Consider the following 1,532-nt stretch of genomic DNA (forward strand, 5'->3'; position numbering starts at 1 on the left):
CAATGCCGGGTAGTTAAGGGCTTGGGGTGGGCGTCAACTCAGGTGGGTGGAGGATGTCGATGGTGAGGGTCGCCCGGTGGTTGGTGCGGTCGACCTGGCCTTTTGCCCGGTGTTTGGAGATCGCTCGTTTGACGATGCGGGGGCAGCTGCGGTCTCGGCGGGCGGGCAGCGGGTTGTCCAGGACCGCCCGGCCGATCTGTCCGACCAGGTCGATGACGGTGCCGGCGATGACCCCGGCGGCGTGGACGACCTGGTCGCGGGCGGCCAGCAGCGCGACGGTGAAGCTGGCCCGGTCGGCGGGGAGGCCGCCGCCGGCCGTGGCGTCGGCCATCGCCAGCCGCAACGCCTGGTAGACGGCCAGCAGAGCGTAGATCTCCTGGTCGGCGCCCTGCGGGGTACGCGAGCGCAGGACACGGCCGCCCAGCATGGTGGACTTCAGCTCCAGATAGGTCGTCTCGATCTCCCACCGCTGGTGGTAGAGCCTCACGATCTCCGCAGCCGGGTGGAGGCGCGGATCCAGCAGGGTGGTGATCAACCGGTAATGGCCGGTGCGGTGCCCGCCGCCCGACAGGGTGAGGGTGATCTGGGCGTCGATCACCCGGATCGGCACCCCGCCCAGCACCGAACGCCACGATCGGTCGGCCAGGGTCTCAAGACGGGGCAGCGGCCGGTTGCTCTTGCAGCGGATCAGCAGGTCCGCGCCGGTGCCCTGCGGACCGGCGATCGCCGCCACCAGGGCTTTGACGGCGAAATTGCGGTCGGCCAGCAGCAGCATGCCCGCCTTGAGGCAGCCGAACAACTCGGGCGCGTAGGCCGTCTCACCGGTCGCGAACCGGCCGAACCCGGCCCCCAGCACGGTGCGGGTGCCGCAGGCGACCACCGCGACCAGCCGGACCAGCGGATAGCCCGACCCGCCATGACTGCCGCTCTGATGACCATAGGCCGCCAGATTGGCCGGGCTGTCGGGGACACTCATCGTGGTGCCGTCCATCGCGCACACCAGCAGCCCCCGCCACCGCACCGCCCCCGCGGGCGGACCGGCCAGCAGATCGAACAACGCCCGCAGCGGCGCGACCCCCACCCGGCGGCGGGCCTGGGCCAGCACCGACGACGAGGGCACCCACCCCGGCCCCTCCAGGCCCGACACCAGCCGCGCCCACACCTGCCCAAGGCCCTGCCCCTCGAACAACCCCGCCGCCAGCAGCAGATACACCACCACCCGCGACGGCAACCGCCGCACCCGCCGCTGCGCCGACCGCGTCTCGGCCAGCACCTCGTCCACCATCTCGAACGGCACGATCCGGGTCAGTTCCCCCAGATGCCCGGGCGCGAACACCCCGCCCGCCCAACGGTCGACCGAACCCATGGCACAGGCCCCAGCAGACCTGGCAGACTCAACACCCAACGGAGATCCAGTAGGTCAGACGGACGATGGTAGAAGATCACCCGTTCTACTGGATCTCCGTTCCCACGTCTCCAAGATCCACCAAACCCCTGGACAACCAGCCCACAGGCCTAACTACCCGGCATTG

1 protein-coding gene is annotated in these 1,532 nt (G+C 70.5%); it reads right to left on the bottom strand.

All coding sequences use genetic code 11. The annotated features are described in order from the left end of the window. Positions 1–13 precede the first annotated feature (13 nt). Entirely contained in the window at positions 14–1,366 is a 1,353-nt protein-coding gene (locus ACFPZN_RS55955) for an IS4 family transposase (protein ID WP_378293554.1), read from the bottom strand. Positions 1,367–1,532: the final 166 nt, after the last annotated feature.

It is taken from the genome of Actinomadura rugatobispora (assembly GCF_042656285.1).
Lineage (GTDB): Bacteria > Actinomycetota > Actinomycetes > Streptosporangiales > Streptosporangiaceae > Spirillospora > Spirillospora rugatobispora.

Bases quoted from the DNA above. Each gene is read 5' to 3' on its own strand.
- ACFPZN_RS55955 (WP_378293554.1), bottom strand. From the start codon at position 1,366: ATGGGTTCGGTCGACCGTTGGGCGGGCGGGGTGTTCGCGCCCGGGCAT.